The 20,765-nt window shown below is 70.8% G+C and carries 19 protein-coding genes and 1 riboswitch; of the genes, 11 read left to right on the top strand and 8 right to left on the bottom strand.

What is annotated here, in order from left to right:
* Window positions 1-62 precede the first annotated feature (62 nt).
* The 8 genes from ACIOD1_RS00365 to gcvT form a co-directional block, all read right to left on the bottom strand.
* On the bottom strand, window positions 63-620 hold the full coding sequence (locus ACIOD1_RS00365; RefSeq protein WP_365618204.1) for a hypothetical protein: 558 nt from the start codon (window positions 618-620) through the stop codon (window positions 63-65).
* A gap of 116 nt (window positions 621-736) precedes the next feature.
* Window positions 737-1,144 carry an SsgA family sporulation/cell division regulator gene (locus tag ACIOD1_RS00360; protein WP_365618202.1) on the bottom strand — a complete coding sequence of 136 codons (408 nt, stop codon included), beginning with the start codon at window positions 1,142-1,144 and terminating at the stop codon, window positions 737-739.
* Between the two features lie 213 nt (window positions 1,145-1,357).
* Complete coding sequence (locus tag ACIOD1_RS00355; RefSeq protein ID WP_365618200.1) at window positions 1,358-1,672, bottom strand: hypothetical protein; 315 nt, start codon at window positions 1,670-1,672, stop codon at window positions 1,358-1,360.
* Window positions 1,673-1,940: 268 nt separating this feature from the next.
* Window positions 1,941-3,323 carry an L-serine ammonia-lyase gene (locus ACIOD1_RS00350; protein WP_365618198.1) on the bottom strand — a complete coding sequence of 461 codons (1,383 nt, stop codon included), beginning with the start codon at window positions 3,321-3,323 and terminating at the stop codon, window positions 1,941-1,943.
* A 132-nt stretch (window positions 3,324-3,455) separates the two neighbouring features.
* A complete protein-coding gene (locus ACIOD1_RS00345; protein WP_365618196.1) occupies window positions 3,456-5,114 on the bottom strand; it encodes an APC family permease in 1,659 nt (552 codons plus the stop codon).
* Window positions 5,115-5,268: 154 nt separating this feature from the next.
* The gene (gene glyA, locus ACIOD1_RS00340; protein WP_365618194.1) at window positions 5,269-6,525 is read right to left on the bottom strand and encodes a serine hydroxymethyltransferase; all 1,257 of its coding nucleotides are present in this window, start codon (window positions 6,523-6,525) and stop codon (window positions 5,269-5,271) included.
* A gap of 17 nt (window positions 6,526-6,542) precedes the next feature.
* Window positions 6,543-6,926, bottom strand: a complete 384-nt coding sequence (gcvH, locus tag ACIOD1_RS00335) for a glycine cleavage system protein GcvH (RefSeq protein WP_365618192.1) — start codon at window positions 6,924-6,926, stop codon at window positions 6,543-6,545.
* Window positions 6,927-7,038: 112 nt separating this feature from the next.
* Window positions 7,039-8,154 carry a glycine cleavage system aminomethyltransferase GcvT gene (gene gcvT, locus ACIOD1_RS00330; RefSeq protein ID WP_365618190.1) on the bottom strand — a complete coding sequence of 372 codons (1,116 nt, stop codon included), beginning with the start codon at window positions 8,152-8,154 and terminating at the stop codon, window positions 7,039-7,041.
* 186 nt (window positions 8,155-8,340) lie between these two features.
* Window positions 8,341-8,444, bottom strand: a riboswitch (glycine riboswitch).
* Window positions 8,445-8,681: 237 nt separating this feature from the next.
* On the opposite strand from gcvT, the gene ACIOD1_RS00325 reads away from it, so the two are divergent.
* The 11 genes from ACIOD1_RS00325 (at window position 8,682) to ACIOD1_RS00275 (ending at window position 20,715) form a co-directional block, all read left to right on the top strand.
* Entirely contained in the window at window positions 8,682-9,404 is a 723-nt protein-coding gene (locus tag ACIOD1_RS00325; RefSeq protein WP_401899375.1) for an AAA family ATPase, read from the top strand.
* Between the two features lie 136 nt (window positions 9,405-9,540).
* Entirely contained in the window at window positions 9,541-10,275 is a 735-nt protein-coding gene (locus ACIOD1_RS00320) for an enhanced serine sensitivity protein SseB (RefSeq protein WP_365618188.1), read from the top strand.
* A 56-nt stretch (window positions 10,276-10,331) separates the two neighbouring features.
* Window positions 10,332-11,072, top strand: a complete 741-nt coding sequence (locus ACIOD1_RS00315; RefSeq protein ID WP_401899373.1) for an enhanced serine sensitivity protein SseB C-terminal domain-containing protein — start codon at window positions 10,332-10,334, stop codon at window positions 11,070-11,072.
* Window positions 11,073-11,510: 438 nt separating this feature from the next.
* Window positions 11,511-12,506 carry an ABC transporter permease gene (locus ACIOD1_RS00310; RefSeq protein ID WP_365618184.1) on the top strand — a complete coding sequence of 332 codons (996 nt, stop codon included), beginning with the start codon at window positions 11,511-11,513 and terminating at the stop codon, window positions 12,504-12,506.
* Between the two features lie 75 nt (window positions 12,507-12,581).
* A complete protein-coding gene (locus tag ACIOD1_RS00305) occupies window positions 12,582-14,360 on the top strand; it encodes an ABC transporter substrate-binding protein (RefSeq protein ID WP_365618182.1) in 1,779 nt (592 codons plus the stop codon).
* Between the two features lie 145 nt (window positions 14,361-14,505).
* Window positions 14,506-15,504, top strand: coding sequence for an ABC transporter permease (locus ACIOD1_RS00300; RefSeq protein ID WP_365618180.1), 999 nt, complete (start codon window positions 14,506-14,508; stop codon window positions 15,502-15,504).
* Window positions 15,501-16,595 (top strand): ABC transporter ATP-binding protein, encoded by a 1,095-nt coding sequence (locus ACIOD1_RS00295; RefSeq protein WP_365618178.1) that lies wholly within the window; start codon window positions 15,501-15,503, stop codon window positions 16,593-16,595. Before ACIOD1_RS00300 ends, ACIOD1_RS00295 begins: the two co-directional genes overlap by 4 nt.
* Entirely contained in the window at window positions 16,592-17,695 is a 1,104-nt protein-coding gene (locus ACIOD1_RS00290) for a dipeptide ABC transporter ATP-binding protein (RefSeq protein ID WP_365618177.1), read from the top strand. The genes ACIOD1_RS00295 and ACIOD1_RS00290 overlap by 4 nt, the downstream gene beginning before the upstream one ends.
* 175 nt (window positions 17,696-17,870) lie before the next feature.
* The gene (locus tag ACIOD1_RS00285; protein WP_365618175.1) at window positions 17,871-18,527 is read left to right on the top strand and encodes a trimeric intracellular cation channel family protein; all 657 of its coding nucleotides are present in this window, start codon (window positions 17,871-17,873) and stop codon (window positions 18,525-18,527) included.
* A 69-nt stretch (window positions 18,528-18,596) separates the two neighbouring features.
* The gene (locus ACIOD1_RS00280) at window positions 18,597-19,448 is read left to right on the top strand and encodes a thioesterase family protein (RefSeq protein WP_365618174.1); all 852 of its coding nucleotides are present in this window, start codon (window positions 18,597-18,599) and stop codon (window positions 19,446-19,448) included.
* A gap of 103 nt (window positions 19,449-19,551) precedes the next feature.
* On the top strand, window positions 19,552-20,715 hold the full coding sequence (locus ACIOD1_RS00275) for a cysteine desulfurase family protein (protein WP_365618172.1): 1,164 nt from the start codon (window positions 19,552-19,554) through the stop codon (window positions 20,713-20,715).
* Window positions 20,716-20,765: the final 50 nt, after the last annotated feature.

The following is a 20,765-nucleotide window of genomic DNA, read 5'->3' as shown; positions in this document are numbered from 1 at the left end:
GGGTACGGGACGGGCCCGGGGCGGCAGACGCCCCGGGCCCGTCCCGTACCCGCCGACGACCGTCAGCAGGTGTTCGGGTGCGCGACGTCCAGCACGAAGCGCTCCGGCGAGTGCAGGACGCTCGTGGTGTAGGTCGGCTTGGTGTCGAAGGCGGCGCCGAAGGTCACGTACCCCTCGAAGTCGCCCGTCATGGCGAGGCCCTTGAGCTTGCTGAGGTAGATCTTCTGGAGCTTGGGGCCCTGGTAGACGCTGTGCCCGGCGTCGTCGTGGGCGTCCGCGGGGTGGAGGCGGACCTCAAGGAAGTACGTCCCGGCCAGCGGGACGGGCTTGCCCGATCCGTCGTAGACCAGCTCGGAGACGGGGGTGACGGTGACCGAGGGCAGGGAGCCCTCGACGTCGATCACGATCCGGTCGAAGGTGCAGTGGCCGCCCCAGCGGGCGTTGACGACGTACGGGTTGTGGGCCGCCGCGGCCTTCGTGGCCTTGGCGGCGCCGGCGGAGGAGGCCGCGGACGCCGGCGCGGCGAGGCCTATGCCGACGGTGAGCAGCGCGCCCGTGGCCAGGGCCACGATCCGGCGGCTGCGCGGGGAGTGGGTGCGGTGCGGGCGGTGGTGACGCATGACGTCCCCCCGGATTCTCTGAGACGGGGACTTGCTGCCACTGCCTGAGACACCGCCGCGCCGCCGCCGGTTCCCGACGGCGCCGAACCGTTACCGGGCGCTGTCGCCGGCCCCGGTCAGTGCGCCAGGAGGGTGCTCAGCTGTGCGTCCAGGTCGTAGTGGCGGCGCTCCTGTCCGCGCGGGACCAGCTCGGTCATCCGCCGGCACAGCGCGTGCACGTCCTTGGCGCGGGCGGAGATCACGCAGCTGCGGGGGCCGTTCGTGAAGGCGAGGAGGACCCGGGGTTCGGAGCCCTGGCGCTGGGGCCAGACCTGTATGTCGCCCTCGCCGGTGGCGAGGCTCTGCCCGTCGATCAGCAGGTCGCGGGAGAAGACCCAGCGGGCGAGGTGCGTTCCGGCGCCCCGCAGGTCGACGGCCAGCTCGTACGGCCGGTCGGTGCGGTAGACGAAGACCCCCTGGAGCGGGACGGTCAGGGGTGCGACTTCGAGCCGCAGGGGCAGGACGCGGTGCTCGGTGCTCGCCATGGAGGCTGCCTCTCTTCGCGCGGGGGCGATTTTCGGCCCCCCGAGGCACGCTAGTCCACGCCACGAGCCGGGCCCGGGGCCGAAGGTCCCGACCCGGACGGGCCGCTCGGCCCCACTTCCCGGACCGCCGCCGGCGGGCCCGCGCACGCGACGAGCCCGCCCTCCGAGAGGAGGACGGGCTCGTCGGGCCTGCGGCGGCAGGCGGGGCGACCGCTACGGAAGCGGGTTGTAGATCAGCGCCTCGTGGGAGTTGGACTGCCCGATGGCGGTGAAGCCGGAGCCGTTGGCCTGGGCGCCGTTGTTCTGGTTGGACGCCCCGAGGCCGGACGCGACCTGCTGCGCGGTGGAGGAGTTGCCGAGGTTGCTGCCGCCGACTCCGCTGCCGAGGATCCCGGCGAGGGCCGCGTTCGAGGCGGTGCCCGCGGCGCCGGCCCCGTTGTCGGCCTGCGCGACGCCCGAGAGGGCGGCGACGGCGAGGGGGAGCGATGCGAGCGCCGCCATCACGCGGATGGTGCGGGTGCTTGCCATGGTGAAGCCTCCAGTACGCAAAACAGCAAGGGTCCGAGGCGGTTGGCCGACCGCCGGGGGGTGACGCGACGTCGTGGGATCACCCTTGCCCACTTGATCACCAAGAAACCAGCCCAGACCGGACCGTTCCCTCGCAAGCGTGATCAACTCGTTCCAAACCTGGGATTGTTGGCCACCCGGTGCGGTGGGATGGCCTGATTTCACACCCTGTGGGACGAGTAGGGGCCCGGCGCGCACGCGCCGGGCCCCTACCGCTTCGAGTCGCCGGTCAGCACTCGATGACGTTGACCGCGAGACCGCCGCGCGCGGTCTCCTTGTACTTGACCTTCATGTCGGCACCGGTCTCCTTCATGGTCTTGATGACCTTGTCCAGGGAGACCTTGTGGGTGCCGTCGCCGCGCATCGCCATCTTCGCGGCGGTGACGGCCTTGACGGCCGCCATGCCGTTGCGCTCGATGCACGGGATCTGGACCAGCCCGCCGACCGGGTCGCAGGTCAGGCCCAGGTTGTGCTCCATGCCGATCTCGGCCGCGTTCTCGACCTGCTCCGGGGTGCCGCCCAGGACCTCCGCGAGGGCGCCGGCCGCCATCGAGCAGGCCGAGCCGACCTCGCCCTGGCAGCCGACCTCGGCGCCCGAGATCGAGGCGTTCTCCTTGAAGAGCATGCCGATGGCGCCCGCCGAGAGGAGGAAGCGGACCACCCCGTCCTCGTCCGCGCCCGGCACGAAGTTCGTGTAGTAGTGCAGGACCGCCGGGATGATGCCCGCGGCGCCGTTGGTGGGGGCGGTGACGACCCGGCCGCCCGCCGCGTTCTCCTCGTTCACGGCCATCGCGTACAGCGTCGCCCACTCCATGGCGTGCGCCTGCGGGTCGCCCTCGGCGCGCAGCTGGCGGGCGGTGCCCGCGGCCCGGCGCTTGACCCGCAGCCCGCCCGGGAGGATGCCCTCGCGGGACATGCCGCGCGCCACACAGGCCTGCATGACCCGCCAGATCTCCAGGAGGCCCTCGCGGATCTCCTCCTCGGTGCGCCAGGCCTTCTCGTTCTCCAGCATCAGGGAGGAGATCGACAGCCCGGTCTCGTTGGCGAGGCGGAGCATCTCGTCGCCGGAGCGGAAGGGGTACTTCAGCTCGGTGTCGTCGAGCTTGATCCGGTCCTCGCCGACCGCGTCCTCGTCGACGACGAAGCCGCCGCCGACGGAGTAGTAGGTCTTCTCCAGCAGGGGGGCGCCGGACTCGTCGTAGGCGAAGAGGGTCATGCCGTTCGCGTGGTACGGCAGCGAGCGGCGGCGGTGCAGGATCAGCTGGTTCGGCTCGTCGAAGGCGATCTCGTGGACGTCGCCTATCTCGGCGCCCAGCAGCCGCAGCCGCCCGCTCTTGCGGATGCGTTCCACCTCGGCGTCGGCGGTCTCGACGTTCACCGAGCGGGGGGAGTGCCCCTCCAGCCCGAGCAGGACCGCCTTGGGGGTGCCGTGCCCGTGTCCGGTCGCGCCGAGGGAGCCGAAGAGCTCCGCGCGCACCGAGGTGGTCTGGGCGAGGAGACCGTCCTTCTTCAGCCGGGCCACGAACATGCGTGCCGCCCGCATCGGGCCGACCGTGTGGGAGGAGGACGGGCCGATGCCGATGGAGAAGAGGTCGAAGACGGAGATGGCCACTGGCGGACTCCCTTGTCTGCTCGTGGGTGGTGAGGGGCAGGGGTGGTGGTGCGGTGGGGGCGTTCTGCGGATTTTGTCCGGCAGCCGAGCCTAACGCCTGGAGGTGAACGTTTCGGCGGCCGGACGTGGAGCTCAGGCGTGGGTCAGCTCGCGCTCCACCACGTCGTCGGTGTCGTCGTGCGCCCCGTCGGAGCCGTCCAGTACGGGGTCCGGGCCCGGCAGGCCCGCGTGGTGGGCCTTGACGCCGGCGTTCACGGCCCAGAAGTACGTGACGAGCGCCATGGCAGCCACCAGGGCGATGTCCACGCCGCCGGGGACGATCCCGTGGCCGCCGAAGTCGCTGGAGCCGAGCCAGGACAGCAGGGACAGGGCCCCGAGGAAGAAGACGATCCACCAGGCGGGGGCGAACTGCCGCTTGAGGTCCTTCTCGCCCTTGCGGGACAGGACCAGCGCGGCGACGGGGGCGGCCAGCAGGGTCAGGGCGGTGACGATGCCCGTGTTGGGCCACTTCGACCAGTACAGCGCGCAGGCGGCGAAGACGAAGGTCAGCGGGCAGAGGATCTTCGCGGCGGGGAGCCGGAAGGGGCGGGGCAGGTCGGGCTTGGTGCGGCGGAAGACGCCCACCGCGATCGGGCCGATCAGGTACGAGATGACCATCGCGGCGGAGATGATCGGCGCGAGGGTCTTCCAGCTGTGGCCGACGGTCACCAGCAGCACCACGGAGAAGCCGAGGTTCAGCCACATCGCCGGGCGGGCGGTGCCGTAGACCGGGTGGGTCCGCTTGAGCCGCTCGGGGAAGAAGCCGGTCTCGGAGAGGTTCTGCACCATGTAGGCGGCGGACGCCACGTTGGCGATGTTGGAGCCGGCCGGGGAGATGAAGGCGCCGAACTGGAGCATCACCACGACCCAGTGGATCACCAGCAGCTTGGCCAGCTCGGCGAAGGGGCTGTTGAAGTTCACGCCCGACCAGCCGCCGGCCTGCGCCAGGTGCTCGGGCGGTACGGAGCCGATGAAGGCCGTCTGGAGGGCCAGGTAGATGACCAGGCCCAGGGAGAGCGCGCCGACCAGGGCGATCGGGATGGCCCGGCCCGGGTTCTTGGCGGCGCCGCCGAGGTTCACGACGGCCTGGAAGCCGTTGAAGGCGAAGACCACGCCGGAGGTGGTGACGGCGGTCAGGACGGCGGTCCAGCCGTTGGGGGCGAAGCCGCCGTGGGACGTGAAGTTCTCGGTGTGGAAGCCGGAGGCGATCAGCGCGACCACGGCGAGGACCGGGATGGCGAACTTGACCAGGGTCAGGGCCGCGTTGATCTTCGCGAGCAGTTGGATCGACCAGTAGCAGGACAGCCACAGCAGGAAGGTCAGCCCGAGCGCGACGAACATCCCGAAGGTGGTGAGCTGGTGGGACTGGGCGTCCACCAGGTCCTTGGCCCAGGCGAAGCTCCAGGAGGACATGTACTGGGTCGCGGCGATGGACTCGATCGGGATCAGCGAGGCGACCGCGATCCACACCGCCCAGCCGGTGATGAAGCCGAGCACCGGGCCGTGCGAGATGGCGCCGTAGCGGGCCATGCCGCCGGGGATCGGGTACGCGGAGCCCACCTCGGCGTAGGACATGGCGATCATGCCGATGAACACGGCGCCGATGACCCAGGCGACGAGCGCCGCGGGGCCGGCGACCTGGGCGGCGGTGCCCGCGCCGAAGAGCCAGCCCGATCCGAAGATCGAACCGATTCCGATCATGATCAGCGCGAAGAGACTGAGTCCCTTCCTGTTCGCCGCACTCATGTCCATGGGGGTGTCCGTCCTGAAGAGGATGCCTTTACGTCAAGCCTATTTGCCGATTTTTGGTGGATTCAGGGGCGATGGGGGGCATCCGCCAGGGACATAGGTCATGAAAAGGGCCCGGCCCTGTGGAAAACACGGCCGGGCCCTCCCGTCGGTGGGGTTACAGCGACGGGTACAGCGGGAACTTCGCGGCCAGGGCGGAGACCCGGGCCTTGAGGTCGTCGGCGTCGAAGGACGGCTTCAGCGCGGCGGCGATGATCTCCGCCACCTCCGTGAACTCCTCGGCGCCGAAACCGCGGGTGGCGAGCGCCGGCGTACCGATGCGCAGGCCCGAGGTGACCATCGGCGGGCGGGGGTCGTTCGGGATGGCGTTGCGGTTGACCGTGATTCCGATCCCGTGGAGCCGGTCCTCGGCCTGCTGACCGTCCAGCTCGGAGTTGCGCAGGTCGACCAGGACCAGGTGCACGTCGGTGCCGCCGGACAGGACGGAGACGCCCACCTCGGTGACGTCCGGCTGGACCAGGCGCTCGGCGAGGAGCTTCGCGCCCTCCAGGGTGCGCTCCTGGCGCTCCTTGAACTCGGGCGAGGCCGCGACCTTGAAGGAGACGGCCTTGGCCGCGATCACGTGCTCCAGCGGGCCGCCCTGCTGACCGGGGAAGACCGCGGAGTTGATCTTCTTGGCCAGCTCCTGCGTGGACAGGATGACGCCGCCGCGCGGACCGCCGAGGGTCTTGTGCGTGGTGGTGGTGACCACGTGGGCGTGGGGCACCGGGTTCGGGTGCAGACCCGCGGCCACCAGACCGGCGAAGTGCGCCATGTCGACCATCAGGTACGCGCCGACCTCGTCCGCGATGCGGCGGAAGGCGGCGAAGTCCAGCTGGCGCGGGTAGGCGGACCAGCCCGCGACGATCAGCTGCGGCTTGGACTCCTTGGCGAGGCGCTCGACCTCGGCCATGTCCACCTGGCCGCTCTCGTCGACGTGGTACGGAACCACGTTGTAGAGCTTGCCGGAGAAGTTGATCTTCATGCCGTGGGTCAGGTGACCGCCGTGGGCCAGGCTCAGACCCATGATCGTGTCGCCCGGCTTGAGCAGCGCGAACATCGCGGCGGCGTTGGCCTGCGCACCGGAGTGCGGCTGGACGTTCGCGGCCTCGGCGCCGAACAGCGCCTTGACGCGGTCGATCGCGATCTGCTCGACCACGTCGACGTGCTCGCAACCGCCGTAGTAGCGGCGGCCGGGGTAGCCCTCGGCGTACTTGTTGGTCAGGACCGAACCCTGGGCCTCCATGACGGCGACCGGAGCGAAGTTCTCCGACGCGATCATTTCCAGGGTGGACTGCTGGCGCACGAGCTCGGCGTCGACGGCGGCCGCGACGTCGGGGTCGAGCTCGTGGAGAGGCGTGTTCAGTGCGGACATCGGGTTCCCCTGGGGTGTCAGTTGTCGGAGTGGGTGAGCGCGGCGTACTCCTCGGCGGAGAGCACGTCCTTCGGCTCGTCCGAGATGCGCACCTTGAACAGCCAGCCGCCCTCGAAGGGCGCCGAGTTCACCAGGGACGGGTCCTCCACGACGTCCTGGTTGGCCGCGACGACCTCGCCGGAGACGGGGGAGTACAGGTCGCTGACCGACTTGGTCGACTCCAGCTCACCACAGGTCTCGCCCTCGGTGACGGTGTCGCCGACATCGGGGAGCTGGGCGTAGACGACGTCACCGAGCGCGTTGGCCGCGAACTCCGTGATGCCGATCGTCGCGACGCCGTCCTCGACGTCCGACAGCCACTCGTGCTCCTTGGTGTAACGCAGCTGCTGGGGGTTGCTCATGGCCTGATTCTCCTGGATGCGGGGGAGTGGATACGAACAGTGGTCTCGCGTACTGAGACGGGCGCGGGCGCCCGGGGGCACGGCCGCACCGGGGTGTGGTCGTGCGGCGGAACTACTTCTGCCGCTTGTAGAACGGCAGGGCCACGACCTCGTACGGCTCATGCGTACCGCGAATGTCGACGCCGACGCCGGAGGTGCCGGGCGCGGCGTGCTCCGCGTCGACGTACGCCATGGCGATCGGCTTGCCCAGCGTCGGGGAGGGGGCCCCGGAGGTGACCTCGCCGACGACCTGTCCGTCGACCACCACGGGGAAGCCGGCGCGCGGGACGCGGCGGCCCTCGGCGATCAGACCGACCAGCTTGCGCGGGGCCTTCGAGGCGGCCTTCTCGGCGGCGGCCTCCAGGGCGGCGCGGCCGACGAAGTCGCCCTCCTTCTCGAACTTCACGACCCGGCCCAGGCCGGCGTCGAAGGGGGTCAGTCCGAGGCTCAGCTCGTGCCCGTACAGCGGCATGCCCGCCTCCAGGCGCAGGGTGTCGCGGCAGGACAGGCCCGCCGGCACCAGGCCCACGCCCTCGCCCGCCTTCATCAGGGCCTGCCACAGCTCCACGGCGTGCTCGGGGGCGACGAACAGCTCGAAGCCGTCCTCGCCCGTGTACCCGGTCCGGGCGATCAGCGCGGGCACGCCCGCGACGGTGCCCGGCAGGCCCGCGTAGTACTTGAGGCCGTCCAGGTCGGCGTCGGTGAGGGAGGCCAGGATGCCGGGGGACTCCGGGCCCTGGACGGCGAGGAGGGCGTAGGCGTCGCGGTCGTCGCGGACCACGGTGTCGAAGCCGGCGGCGCGCTCGGTCAGGGCGTCCAGCACCACCTGGGCGTTGGAGGCGTTCGCGACGACCATGAACTCGGTCTCGCCGAGGCGGTAGACGATCAGGTCGTCCAGGATCCCGCCGTCCTCCACGCAGATGTGCGTGTAGCGGGCGCGGCCCACGCCGACGGTCGAGATGTTGCCGACCAGCGCGTGGTCCAGGGCCTTGACGGCCTCGGGGCCGGTCAGGGTGATCTCGCCCATGTGGGACAGGTCGAAGAGACCGGCCCGGGTGCGAACGGCGTTGTGCTCGTCGCGCTCACTGGCGTAGCGCAGCGGCATGTCCCAGCCCGCGAAGTCGGTCATGGTCGCACCGAGCGAGCGGTGCAGCGCGTCGAGCGCGGTCAGACGGGGGGCAGTGCTCATGGGTGTGGCTCCCGGGTCCCAGGGCATGACATGACGAGGAAGGTCCTCCCCATCTGTCATCGGAACCTGAGAGGTTCGCCGAGAGTTCCCGTATCGAGGACGGGAGACCCTGACTTGCACCTTGGGTGGAGCGCGCGGCGGCGACCGTCGGGGACGGACGCGTCACGGCTCGCTTTTCAGATCTGCCTCATCCACGCGGTACGGGGCCTGAGAGATTCAAGGGAGGTACTTGCTCCTTCGGCGCCCGGGCACGGCCTCGCGGCCTGCCGGGACTCTCCCGCGCGGATTCAAGCGGCCGGTATGCAGTTGGTGTCCAGATGGCGCACATCATTGCACGGGTCGCGCGGGAGCGGGCGGCCGGCCTCGGAAGAACGGGCGGGGGCAAGGGGCGCGGCAGGAGCGGGGGAGGAGCGGGAGGGACCGCGGGAGGCGTCCGGCGAAAAGGACCGACCGGAACCGCGGCCGCCGGATTACCGTCTCTTTACATTCAGCGGGCACGGGGCCCTCGCGGCCCGATTCGGGGGGAGATGAACACGGTGCGGAGATTCGGAGTACTGGCCACCACGGGTACCGACACCGGCGCGGGGAGCGGGGCCGGGGGCGCGGCGGAACCCGTCACGGGGGTGCCGAACCAACGCGGTCGGGGCGCCGACCACCCGGCGGCGGCCCGCGCGGCCGGCGTCGTGCGCGACCTGCGCGGCGCGGCCGGCCGGGAGCCGCGCGGCCTCGGCTTCACGGCCGGGGACATCGTGGTCGTCTCCGGCCTGCCCGGCGGCGGCAAGAGCACCCTCATCAAGCGGGCCGCCGAGGACGGCGGCATCGACTCCCAGGACACCCGCGAGCGCTGGGAGCGCCGGATGCCCCGCCTCCTGCCCTACGCCGTGTACCGGCCGCTGGTCCGCGCCGCCCACTACCGGGGCCTGTGGAACAGGCTCCGCTCCGGCTCGTCCCTGGTGGTCCACGACTGCGGCACCCAGGTCTGGGTGCGCTCCCTGCTCGCCGCCGTCGCGCGCCGCCGGGGGGCCTCCCTGCACCTGCTGTTGCTCGACACCACCCCCGAGGAGGCGTTGGCCGGGCAGGCGGCGCGGGGCCGGCGGGTGTCGGCGTACGCCTTCGGCCGCCACCGGAGCGCGGTCCGGCGCCTCCTGGGCGAGGCCGAGGAGGGCAGGCCCCCGGCCGGCTGCGCCTCGGTGGTGCTCCTGGACCGGGCCTCGGCCGCGGGCGTGAGCGCCATCACCTTCCACCCCTGACCGGAACGGGCGCGACGGGCCGATAACCTCGGCAGCGACGTCCCGGTGGGGGAGCCACCCGGCGGGGCCCCGAACGGGGGCGCGCCACGGACACACCGGACACACCACGGGCACACAGGCGCAGGGGGCAGGGCACATGCAGGGCAACGGCTGGCCGGAGAACGAGTTGGAGCAGGTGCTCGGGGCGGCCCTCGGGCAGCCGGACGCCGGCCCCCGGATCCTGGAGGCCCTCGGCCGCGGCCGGCTCTGGATACCGCTGCCCCAGGGCGGCGGCCCGGACCGGGCGAGCCTGGACCTGCCCACGATGCTGATCGGCGGGGCGGCCTACGTCCCGGTCTACAGCTCCGAGGCCCAGCTGCGCTTCTGCGCGGGCCCCGCCATGGACTTCGCCGTCGCCCCCGCCGTCGAGTTCGCCCGGGGCCTGCCCCCGCAGCTCGGCATCGCGGTGAACCCGGAGGGGGCCGTCGGGGTCCCGCTGCCGCCCGAGGCCGTCGCGGAGCTGTGCCGCGCCGGACGCAGCCCGCTCGACGGGCCGACCACCGGTGGGCGCGTGCGGCTCTACGAGCCCGACTGGCAGGACGACCCCGTCGACTTCCTGGCCGCCGCCGCCGAGGAGTTCCGCGCCCTCGGGGTGGTCGCCGCCGCGCACCGCTGCCTCGCCAGCGTCGAGGGCGGGGAGCCCCAGCTGTACGTCGGTGTCCGACTGGTGGGATGGGACCCCGAGACGCGGGCCGCCCCGCTGGAGGGCCTCGGGCGCGCCCTGGCGCGCGTACCGGCGCCCTGGCCCGTGCAGTTGATCCTCCTGGACGCGGCCGAGGACCCGGTCACGGACTGGATTCGTGAGCGCGTACGCCCCTTCTACCTTCCGTAGGGCCGCTTAAGCTGGTTGGTACGTGTGGACGACGGGCGGACGAAGAGGGGTACCGGGTGAGTGCGTCAGGCACGGCTGCGGCCGGGCAGGTCGAGCACATGCTGCGCCAGGTGACTCCCGGGCGCTATGAGGGCTACGAGTCATTCCTGCGCGCGCTGGCCGAGGGCCGGCTGTGGATGCTGCTCTGGCAGGGGCAGGCGGGCTCCGCGGACGCCCGGTACGGCGGCATGGAGGTCGAGGGCCTCGGTTACGCGCCCTGCGTGACCTCCCCGCAGGAGCTGGGCGCCAGCGGCTGGAACCGGGGCTACGAGGTGGTCACCGGGCGGGACATCGCCCGCGCCCTCTACCCCGACCGCTGGGGCCTGTGGGTCAACCCCCACGGCCGGGGCGGCGGCCTCGGCGTGCCCTGGGCCGACCTGCGCCGGATCGCGACCGGCCTGGACCGGATGCCGGCCGGGCCGCTGCGGCTGTCCGAGCCCGCCCTGGAGCTCCCGCAGTTCTACGGACTGCTGACCCAGCACGCCCACCGCACCCCCGCGGTGCGCTCGTTGCGCCGCGCCTGGGTGCAGCCCGCGCTCGGCTCGGCGTACCTAGCCGTCGGGCTCGACCTCTACGACGCCTCCGCGCCCGCGCTGGAGTCCGTACGGGAGATGATGCGCCAGTCCGTCGGAGCGGTGCCCGAGGGGGTTCCGGTGTGCACGGTCGCGCTGGCGGACGAGCACGACCCGGTGGCGATGTGGCTGCGCGCGCGGACCCGCCCCTTCTACGACCGCGAGGGCCAGGCCGCGGCCTACTGACGGGTACCGAGCACCCGTCCCCGCATCCGCATATTGAGACATCCTTCTCGAAGGCCGCACCGAACCCATCGGTGCGGCCTTCGGCATTTCCGCCGAATCCACCCAAGAAGCCAGCCCGAAGCGGCACTTGGGCGTGATGTCCGTTCCGCACGGAAGGGTCGGTCTTTCACCGCTGAACAGAACGTCCGGTTCGCATAGCGGAAGGTGTCGCCGCAGATCACGGTTGCGCATCACATCGCCGGCAGGTCTGGCGGGCGATCGAGAGGCCGTTGAAGACTCCCCCCACCGAAGGCCGGTCAATCCCGCTATCACCGGCTCTTCACATGCACTTCAGCCGCATTTCGCGCCAATCGCACCATCAGCGACGCCGATTGAACCAAGCCGCCACAGCGGCGGGCATGGGCCGGCCACCGTCGGCCGAGAGGGGTCCCCACCACGATGACGGCACCACTGCACGACACCGGCGCGGCCGAGCCCGCGGCCGTGGCCGCCCCCGGAACTCCGCTGAAGGCGATCGAGGGCCGCTCGCCCTGGAAGATCGCCTGGACGCGCCTCAAGCGCGACAAGGTCGCCCTGGCCGGCGGTGTCATCGTGCTCCTGCTGATCCTGGTCGCGCTCTTCGCGCCGTTGATCGTCAAGGCCTTCGGACACCCGCCGGAGGAGCTGCACGAGGACCTGCTCGACCCGCTGCTCGGCCTCCCGGCCGGCAACTGGGGCGGCATGAGCGGCGACTTCCTGTTGGGCGTCGAGCCGGTCAACGGCCGCGACGTCTTCAGTCGCATCGTCTACGGGGCCCGCATCTCCCTGCTGGTGGCCTTCCTCTCCGCCTTCGTCGCGGTCTCGATGGGCACCTTCTTCGGCATCGTCGCCGGCTACTTCGGAGGCTGGGTCGACGCGGCCATCAGCCGCGTCATGGACCTGCTCCTGGCCTTCCCCCAGCTGCTGTTCATCATCGCGTTGATCTCCGTCGTCCCCGGCAAGCTGTGGGGCTTCGAGGGATCGGGCCTGCGCATCGCCGTACTGGTGCTCGTCATCGGCTTCTTCGGCTGGCCGTACATCGGCCGCATCGTGCGGGGACAGACCCTGTCGCTGCGCGAGCGCGAGTACGTGGAGGCCGCGCGGAGCCTCGGCGCCGGCCGCATGTACATCCTCTTCCGCGAACTGCTCCCGAACCTGGTGGCGCCCATCACCGTCTACTCGACGCTGATGATCCCCACCAACGTGCTGACCGAGGCCGCCCTCAGCTTCCTCGGAGTCGGCGTCAAGCCGCCCACGCCGTCCTGGGGAGAGACCCTCTCCACGGCCGTGCGGACCTACGAGGACGATCCGCTCTTCATGATCTTCCCCGGCGTAGCGATCTTCATCACCGTGCTGGCCTTCAACCTCTTCGGCGACGGCGTCCGTGACGCCCTCGACCCGAAGGGCTCGCGCTAGCAACCGCAGGGCAAACCAGGAACCGGCTTTCAGCCGCATGTGACACCGGAACTACAACGGAGGGTTGCGAGCATCGTGACTACCCATCGCACGTCGAAGCGCAGGCTTGCCGCCGGCACGGCCGTCGTGCTCGCGTTCATGTTGACCGCGACCGCCTGTGGCGGAAGCGACGACACGAAGGACGGGAAGGACGCGGCGGCCGCCGGCTTCAACGCCGGCATAGGCAAGATCGCCAACGCGTCCGACAAGAAGGGCGGCGAACTCAAGTTCGTCGGTACCCAGGAAGCCGACTCGTGGGACCCGCAGCGCGGCTACTACGGCTTCATGTGGGACTTCTCCCGCTACTACGCCCGCCAGCTGGTCAGCTTCAAGGCGGCCCCCGGTGAGCAGAGCACCGAGCTCGTCCCCGACCTCGCGACCGCCAAGGCCGAGATCAGCGACGGTGGCACGACGTACAAGTACACCCTCAAGGACAACGTGACCTGGGAGGACGGCACCCCCGTCACCGCCCAGGACGTGAAGTACGGCATCGAGCGCACCTGGGCCCAGGACGTCATCTCCGGCGGCCCGGTCTACCTGATGCAGGTCCTCGACCCGAAGACCGAGTACCCGGGTCCGTACAAGGACACCGCCCCGGACAAGCTCGGCCTCAAGGCGATCGAGACCCCGGACGCGAAGACCGTCATCTTCAAGCTGCCCAAGCCCAACGGCGACTTCGAGCAGATGCTCGCCATGCCGGCCGCCAGCCCGGTCAAGCAGGAGAAGGACACGGCGGCCAAGTACGGCCTGAAGCCCTTCTCCAACGGCCCGTACAAGATCGACTCGTACGAGCCCAACAAGAGCATGAAGCTCTCGCGCAACACGAACTACAAGCCCGAGTCGGACACCATCCGCAAGGCGCTCCCGGACTCCATCTCGGTCACGTTCATGGCGAACGCGGACGACATGGACAAGCGCCTGATGAACGGCGAGTTCGACATCGACATCAACGCGACGGGCATCGGCCAGGCGGCCCGCGCCACCGCGTTGAAGGAGCACAAGGACAACCTGGACAACGGCCAGACCGGCTTCATCCGGTACGCCGTCTTCCCGCAGACCGTCGCTCCGTTCGACAACATCGAGTGCCGCAAGGCCGTCATCTACGCGGCCGACCACAAGTCCCTGCAGACCGCCCGCGGCGGCCCGCAGGCCGGTGGCGACATCGCCCCCAACATGCTCCCGCTGGGCATCAAGGGCTCCGACGCCAAGTACGACCCGTACGGCCTGCTGACCAACGACGGCAAGCCGAACGTCGAGAAGGCCAAGGCCGCCCTCAAGGCCTGCGGCAAGGAGAGTGGCTTCAAGACCACGATCGCCGTCCGCAACAACAAGCCGGTCGAGGTCGCCACGGCCGTCTCCCTGCAGAACGCCCTGAAGCAGGTCGGCATCGAGGCCGACGTCGACCAGTTCGACGGCGCCCAGACCTCCGGCATCATCGGTTCGCCGAAGGTCGTCAAGGAGAAGGGCTACGGCATCATCATCATGGGCTGGGGCGCCGACTTCCCGACCGGCCAGGGCTTCTCGCAGCCGCTGACCGACGGTCGCTTCATCCTGCAGAGCGGCAACAACAACTTCTCCGAGCTGAACGACCCGGCGATCAACACCCTGTTCGACCAGGCCATCGCGGAGACGGACCCGGCCAAGGCCGGCGACATCTACAAGCAGATGAACCAGAAGGTCTCCGAGGCCGCCGTCTACCTGCCCTTCGTCTACGACAAGACGATCACCTGGCGCAGCAGCCGGCTGACGAACGCGTACACCTCCGACGCCTACAACGGCCGGTACGACTACGCGTCCCTCGGTGTCACCAAGTAGCAGTAAGTCACAACCGGTTCAGTTCCACTTTCCAGTGTTCCAGTGCCACACCCGCTAGGCACGAAGGGCAGGTGATGGCCGCGGTTGCGGCTTGGGGGCGCTCTCCAGAAGGGGGCGCCCCCGGGCCGCAGTCAGGCCGAGCGCAGTGCTTGCATATCTCATCCGACGGTTCTTCGCCGTCATCGTCATGCTGTTGGTCATCACGCTGGTGACCTTCGGAATCTTCTTCCTCTTCCCGAAGTTGATCGGGACGGATCCGGCCCTGTACTTCGTCGGCAAGCAGTCCGACCCCGCCGCGATCGAGGGCATCCGGCAGAAGATGGGTCTCGACGACCCGATCCTCGTCCAGTTCGGCAAGTTCGTCGTCGGGCTGGTGGCGGGTCGCACGTACGCCAACGGCTCCGACGTCACGCAATGCGCCGCGCCCTGCTTCGGCTACTCCTTCAAGACCGAGCAGGAGGTCTGGCCGCTGCTCGTCGACTGGCTGCCGGTCACCCTGTCGCTCGCGGCCGGTGCCGTGGTGCTCTGGGTCATCGGAGGCGTCGCCACCGGTGTCATATCCGCCCTCAAGCGCGGTACCCCGCTGGACCGTTCGGTCATGGGCGTGGCCCTCGCCGGCGTCTCGCTGCCCATCTACTTCACGGGCATGCTCTTCATCGCCTTCTTCTCCGACCAGCTCGGCTGGTTCGGGCGACCAGAGGCCACCTTCGCCGACGACCCCGGCAAGTGGTTCAACGGAATGATCCTGCCCTGGGTCTCGCTCGCCTTCCTCTACGCGGCGATGTACGCGCGACTCACCCGCGCGACGATGCTGGAGGTCCTCAACGAGGACTACATCCGCACCGCCCGCGCCAAGGGCCTCACCGAATCCGTGGTCATCGGCAAGCACGCCATGCGCTCCACGCTGACACCGATCCTGACCGTCCTCGGCCTCGACCTCGGTGCCCTCATGGGCGGCGCGGTGCTCACCGAGTCCACCTTCTCGTTGCACGGCCTGGGCTACAGCGCCGTCCGGGCCATCAGCGACCACGACCTGCCGGTCATCTTGGGCATCACCCTGATCTCCGCCTTCTTCGTCGTCGCGGCGAACCTCATCGTTGACCTCATGTACGCGGTGATCGACCCCCGAGTGAGGCTGTCATGACCCATTCGACCGGGACCGGAGCCCTCAACGAACCCGTCGAGGCGACCGTCCCTCCCACGGCGTTCCTGGAGGTCCGCGACCTCAAGGTGCACTTCCCGACCGAGGACGGACTGGTCAAGTCGGTCGACGGGCTGACCTTCACGCTGGAGAAGGGCAAGACCCTCGGCATCGTCGGCGAGTCCGGCTCCGGCAAGTCGGTCACCTCCCTCGGCATCATGGGACTGCACCGCGTCGGCCAGTACGGTCGCCGGCGGGCGCAGATCTCCGGCGAGATCTGGCTGAACGGCACCGAGCTGCTCTCCGCGAGCGAGGACGAGGTGCGCAGGCTCCGCGGCCGGGAGATCGCGATGATCTTCCAGGACCCGCTGTCCGCGATGCACCCCTACTTCACCGTGGGCCAACAGATCGCCGAGGCCTACCGGGTCCACAACAAGGCCGACAAGAAGGCCGCCCGCAAGCGCGCCGTCGAGCTCCTGGACCGCGTGGGCATCCCCGAGCCGCACAAGCGCTTCGACAGCTACCCGCACGAGTTCTCGGGCGGCATGCGCCAGCGCGCCATGATCGCGATGGCCCTGGTCAACAACCCCGAGCTGCTCATCGCCGACGAGCCGACGACGGCCCTGGACGTCACCGTCCAGGCCCAGATCCTCGACCTGATCCGCGACCTCCAGCAGGAGTTCGGCTCCGCCGTCATCATGATCACGCACGACCTCGGCGTGGTCGCGGAGATGGCCGACGACCTGCTCGTGATGTACGGCGGCCGCTGCGTCGAGCGCGGCACCGCCGAGAAGGTCTTCTACGAACCCCGCCACCCCTACACCTGGGGCCTGCTGGGCTCGATGCCCCGCATCGACCGCGACCAGACCGAGCGCCTCATCCCGGTCAAGGGATCGCCGCCGAGCCTGATCAACATCCCCGACGGGTGCGCCTTCAACCCCCGCTGCCCGTACGCCGACGTCCCCAAGGACAACGTGACCCGTACGGTGCGACCGGAACTCACGGAGGACGAAAGCCGTCACTGGTCCGCCTGTCACATGTCACAGGAGGAGCGGACCCGGATCTGGACCGAAGAGATTGCGCCGAGGCTGTGACCGACATCAAGAAGACCGAGACGGTCACCCTTCCCCGGCAGGCCTCGGACTCTCCCGAGCCCCTGCTCAAGGTCACCGGCCTGACCAAGCACTTCCCGATCACCAAGGGGCTGCTGCGCCGCCAGGCGGGCGCCGTCAAGGCCGTCGACGGCATCGACTTCGAGGTGTACCCGGGCGAGACGCTCGGCATCGTCGGCGAGTCCGGCTGCGGGAAGTCCACCATGGGCCGGCTGATCACGCGGCTGCTCGAACCGACCGGCGGAACAGTCGAGTTCGAGGGCAAGGACATCACGCACCTGAGCGTCGCCGGGATGCGGCCGCTGCGCCGTGACATCCAGATGATCTTCCAGGACCCGTACGGCTCGCTGAACCCGAGGCACACGGTCGGCACGATCGTCGGCGCGCCCTTCAAGCTCCAGAAGGTCGAACCGGCGGGCGGGATCAAGGCGGAGGTCCAGCGGCTGCTGTCGCTGGTCGGTCTGAGCCCGGAGCACTACAACCGCTACCCGCACGAGTTCTCCGGCGGCCAGCGCCAGCGCATCGGCATCGCCCGCGCCCTCGCGCTGAACCCCAAGCTCGTCGTCGCCGACGAGCCGGTCTCGGCGCTGGACGTGTCGATCCAGGCGCAGGTGGTGAACCTGCTGGACGACCTCCAGGAGGAGCTGGGCCTGACGTACGTGATCATCGCGCACGACCTCTCCGTCATCCGGCACGTCTCGGACCGGATCGCGGTGATGTACCTCGGCAAGATCGTGGAGCTGGCCGACCGCAAGTCGCTCTACGAGGCCCCGATGCACCCGTACACGACGGCTCTCATGTCGGCCGTGCCGGTGCCGGACCCCCGTCGGCGCGGGGCCAAGAGCGGGCGCATCCTGCTCAAGGGCGACGTTCCCTCGCCGATCTCCCCGCCGAGCGGCTGCCGGTTCCACACCCGGTGCTGGAAGGCCACGGAGATGTGCAAGAAGGTCGACCCGCCGCTGGTCGCCCTCAAGACGGGCCACCAGGTGGCCTGCCACCACCCGGAGAACGCCCCCGACCAGGCCCCGGGCGACCCGGCCCTGCCGGGCGCGGCCGACGCGGTGGAGGCGCTGCCGGAGTAGACCGGTCTCCGCGGGGCGACCCGCGGACACGTTGTGGCGGCGGGGTCCCGGAGTAGCGGACGGGCCCCCGCCGCCGCCTTGTCCGGGCGCGTGCGGCGGTGCGGTGCGGGCCGCGTGCGGCGGGTGCGGTGCGGGCGGGTGCGGTGCGGGCGGGGCGCCAGGTGACAATGGCGTGGTGCCCCACGATCTCTTCCCGCCTGGTGTCCAGCACGCCCTGGACCTCGCGGGCATCTTCGTCTTCGCCACCGCGGGCGCCCTGCTCGCGGTCCGCAAGAACTTCGACGTCTTCGGCATCGCCGTGCTCGCCCTCGTCACCGCCCTCGGCGGCGGGCTGCTGCGCGACCTGTGCATCGGAGCCGTCCCGCCGGCCGCCTTCGGCGAGCTGAGCTTCTTCGTCACCCCGCTGGTCGCCTCGCTCCTGGTCTTCTTCCTGCACCCCGAGGTCCAGCGCATCAACCGGGCCATCAACGTCTTCGACGCCGCCGGCCTCGCGCTGTTCTGCGTGACGGGCACGACCAAGGCGTACGAGTACGGCCTCGGGCTGACCGCCTCCGCCGCCCTGGGCGTGGCGACCGCCGTCGGCGGCGGCGTCCTGCGCGACATGCTCGTCAACGAGGTGCCGTCGCTGCTGCGCGACCGTGAGATGTACGCCGTGCCGGCCCTCGTCGGGGCGACGATGGTGGCGGTCTCCATCGGGTTGGAGCAGCTCAACGCCGTCACGACGGGCCTCGCCATCGTCACGACCTTCGTGCTGCGGCTGCTCGCGATGCGCTACCACTGGCGGGCCCCGCTGGCCTGGAACCGGCGCTCCTCGGTGTCCGAAGAGCCGTAACGGAGTGTTCCCACAGCCGTCACAAAAGAAAGCTACCGCTTAGTAGCAAGCCGGTGTACCGTCGTTTTCATGTCACACGCAGCTGCCCAGACGTCGATCGGCGACAGCGAGTTCGACCGCGACACCGCCGTCACGCCCCGCGCGGGCGAGCCGGGGGTCTACGACGCCGAACTCTCCGCCGGCTGGACGATCATCACCGCCGTGAACGGCGGCTACCTGCTGGCCCTCGTCGGTCGGGCCCTGTCGGCGGCCCTGCCGCACCCGGACCCCTTCACCGTCTCCGCGCACTACCTCACCTCCTCGGTGCCCGGACCCGCCGTGATCCGCACCCAGATCGTCCGGGTCGGCCGCACCCTCTCCACGGGCCAGGCCTCGCTGTTCCAGTTCGACGAGAACGGCGCCGAGATCGAGCGCATCCGCGTCCTCGCCTCCTACGGGGAACTCGCCTCGCTCCCCGACACCGTCCACACCGTCGCCCTCCCGCCCGTCATGCCCGCGTACGAGGACTGCCTCGGCGCCGAGGCCGGCCCGGCCCCCATCCCCGGCAGCTCCGCCATCGTCGACCGGCTGCGCCTGCGGCTGGACCCGGCGACGGCCGGCTGGGCGGTGGGCGCGCCCTCCGGGAAGGGCGAGATGCGGGCCTGGTTCGAACTGGCCGACGGCCGCGACGCCGACCCCTTCTCCCTGCTGCTCGCGGTGGACGCGCTCCCGCCGACCGCCTTCGACCTCGGCCTGGTGGGCTGGGCCCCGACCGTGGAACTCACCGCCCACATCCGCTGCCGGCCCGCCCCGGGACCGCTGCGCGTCGCCATCGTCACCCGCAACATGGCCGGGGGGCTCCTGGAGGAGGACGCCGAGGTCTGGGACTCCGCGGACCGCCTGGTGGCCCAGTCCCGCCAGCTGGCCAGGGCGCCCCGCTAGGTCGTGTCCGGCGGGTGCCGGCCCCGCCGTGGGCCGGCCCCGCGGGGGTTTTCGCGGTGGGGTGGGATCCCCGGGCGCGGGGGGCTCGTAGAATCGGGGGATCATGGCCTACCTCGACCACGCCGCGACCACGCCGATGCTCCCGGAAGCCGCTGCGGCGATGACCGCGCAGTTCGCCGCCACGGGTAACGCGTCCTCCCTGCACGCCGCCGGACGGCGGGCCCGCCGCACCGTCGAGGAGGCCCGCGAATCCCTCGCCGATGCGCTCGGCGCCCGCCCGAGCGAGGTGGTCTTCACCGCCGGCGGCACCGAGGCGGACAACCTCGCCGTCAAGGGCCTCTACTGGGCCCGCCACGACGCGGATCCCGCCCGGACCCGGATCCTCACCAGTCCCGTCGAGCACCACGCCGTCCTCGACGCCGTGCACTGGCTCGGGGACCACGAGGGCGCCACCGTCGAGTACCTCCCCGTCGACCGCTACGGCCGCGTCCACCCCGAGGCCTTCCGCACGGCCGTCGAACGCGACCCGGGCAATGTGGCCCTGGCCACGGTGATGTGGGCCAACAACGAGATCGGCACCGTGCTGCCCGTCCGTGAACTCGCCGCCGTCGCGCGGGAGTTCGGGATCCCGATGCACTCCGACGCCGTCCAGGCCTTCGGGCAGCTCGACGTCCGCTTCGGCGACAGCGGGCTCTCCGCCATGACCGTCAGCGGGCACAAGGTCGGCGGACCGTACGGCATCGGCGCGTTGCTGCTGGGCCGCGACCAGAGCCCCGTACCGGTCCTGCACGGCGGGGGCCAGGAGCGGCACGTCCGCTCCGGCACCCTCGACGTCCCGGCCATCGCCGCCTTCGCGGTGGCGGCCGTACTCGCCGCCGAGCGGCGCGAGAAGTTCGCCGCGGAGGTCGGCGCCCTGCGCGACGAGCTGATCGGGGCCGTCCTGGCGGCCGTCCCGGACGCCGTCCTCGGCGGCGACCCCGACGACCGGCTCCCGGCCAACGCGCACTTCGCCTTCCCCGGCTGCGAGGGCGACTCCCTGCTGCTGCTCCTGGACGCGCAGGGCATCGAGTGCTCCACCGGCTCCGCGTGCACGGCGGGCGTGGCCCAGCCCAGCCACGTCCTCCTGGCCACCGGCACCGACCCCCAGCTGGCCCGCGGCACCCTGCGCTTCTCCCTGGGCCACACCTCGACCACGTCCGACGTGGCCGCGGTCGCGGCGGCCATCGGCCCGGCGGTCTCCCGCGCCCGCACGGCCGGCCTCAGCTGAGGCCGCCTCTTCCGGATCTTGGCGGGCCCGGATCGCCCGGCACGGCACCT

Source organism: Streptomyces sp. NPDC088097 (assembly GCF_044741845.1).
Taxonomy (GTDB): Bacteria; Actinomycetota; Actinomycetes; order Streptomycetales; family Streptomycetaceae; genus Streptomyces.
This window is presented reverse-complemented; position numbering and strand designations above follow the sequence as displayed.

Bases quoted from the DNA above. Each gene is read 5' to 3' on its own strand.
- ACIOD1_RS00355 (WP_365618200.1), bottom strand. From the start codon at position 1,672: ATGGCAAGCACCCGCACCATCCGCGTGATGGCGGCGCTCGCATCGCTC.
- ACIOD1_RS00325 (WP_401899375.1), top strand. From the start codon at position 8,682: ATGAACACGGTGCGGAGATTCGGAGTACTGGCCACCACGGGTACCGAC.
- ACIOD1_RS00360 (WP_365618202.1), bottom strand. From the start codon at position 1,144: ATGGCGAGCACCGAGCACCGCGTCCTGCCCCTGCGGCTCGAAGTCGCA.
- ACIOD1_RS00275 (WP_365618172.1), top strand. From the start codon at position 19,552: ATGGCCTACCTCGACCACGCCGCGACCACGCCGATGCTCCCGGAAGCC.
- gcvH (WP_365618192.1), bottom strand. From the start codon at position 6,926: ATGAGCAACCCCCAGCAGCTGCGTTACACCAAGGAGCACGAGTGGCTG.
- ACIOD1_RS00280 (WP_365618174.1), top strand. From the start codon at position 18,597: ATGTCACACGCAGCTGCCCAGACGTCGATCGGCGACAGCGAGTTCGAC.
- ACIOD1_RS00310 (WP_365618184.1), top strand. From the start codon at position 11,511: ATGACGGCACCACTGCACGACACCGGCGCGGCCGAGCCCGCGGCCGTG.
- gcvT (WP_365618190.1), bottom strand. From the start codon at position 8,154: ATGAGCACTGCCCCCCGTCTGACCGCGCTCGACGCGCTGCACCGCTCG.
- ACIOD1_RS00295 (WP_365618178.1), top strand. From the start codon at position 15,501: ATGACCCATTCGACCGGGACCGGAGCCCTCAACGAACCCGTCGAGGCG.
- ACIOD1_RS00345 (WP_365618196.1), bottom strand. From the start codon at position 5,114: ATGGACATGAGTGCGGCGAACAGGAAGGGACTCAGTCTCTTCGCGCTG.
- glyA (WP_365618194.1), bottom strand. From the start codon at position 6,525: ATGTCCGCACTGAACACGCCTCTCCACGAGCTCGACCCCGACGTCGCG.
- ACIOD1_RS00320 (WP_365618188.1), top strand. From the start codon at position 9,541: ATGCAGGGCAACGGCTGGCCGGAGAACGAGTTGGAGCAGGTGCTCGGG.
- ACIOD1_RS00365 (WP_365618204.1), bottom strand. From the start codon at position 620: ATGCGTCACCACCGCCCGCACCGCACCCACTCCCCGCGCAGCCGCCGG.